Source organism: Pseudomonas sp. EL_65y_Pfl1_R83, assembly GCF_963970695.1.
In the GTDB taxonomy this organism is placed as follows: Bacteria; Pseudomonadota; Gammaproteobacteria; order Pseudomonadales; family Pseudomonadaceae; genus Aquipseudomonas; species Aquipseudomonas tritici.
Genome location: NZ_CAXAQI010000166.1, coordinates 1 through 577 on the forward strand (window position 1 = coordinate 1; position 577 = coordinate 577).

General features: G+C 65.3%; 1 protein-coding gene. It reads left to right on the forward strand.

Translation table 11 applies throughout. The annotated features are described in order from the left end of the window. Positions 1-436 (forward strand): ParA family protein (locus tag AACY08_RS28215; RefSeq protein WP_339472387.1); only part of this gene is annotated, 436 nt, incomplete at its 5' end. Between the last annotated feature and the right edge of the window lie 141 nt (positions 437-577).

Consider the following 577-nt stretch of genomic DNA (forward strand, 5'->3'; position numbering starts at 1 on the left):
CGGTCGCACCAGCGGCAAGATCGACCTTATCATCATCGACACGCCCGCGAACTCCAAAGACATTGCCATGCTCGCGGCCGAGCAGGCGGATTTCGTCATCATCCCCGTCGCGCCGCGCGGGTTGGACGTTCATTCGGTGCTGCAGACCGTCAAACAGGTGCAGCAGGCCGGCACCCCTTTCGCCGTCATCTTAACCCAGGTTCCGCACCAAGGCGGGGAGGGGCAGGAGGCCCATGCCGGGTTCGCGGCCAAGGGCGTGACGATGTTCAACAATCGGCTTCACTTCCGCAAGGACTACTACAAGGCGACGCCGCTTGGACGCACCGCAGCCGAGACGGAGCCGGACAGCAAGGCCGCAGCCGAGCTGCGCGCCGCGTATGACGAGGCTAAGCGACTAAGCGGCTTTACGACTAAGCCAGTAAGCGAAGCGGCATAATGGCGAAGAAACCTTCCGCGCTCGCCAGCATCTTCGATGATGAGGTTGAGGAACCGGCACCGGCTCCCGCTCCTGCGCCTATCCCCGAGCCGCAGCGGGCGGCAGCGCCGCGCCGATCGCGGCGTTCGGCCGACACGCCGG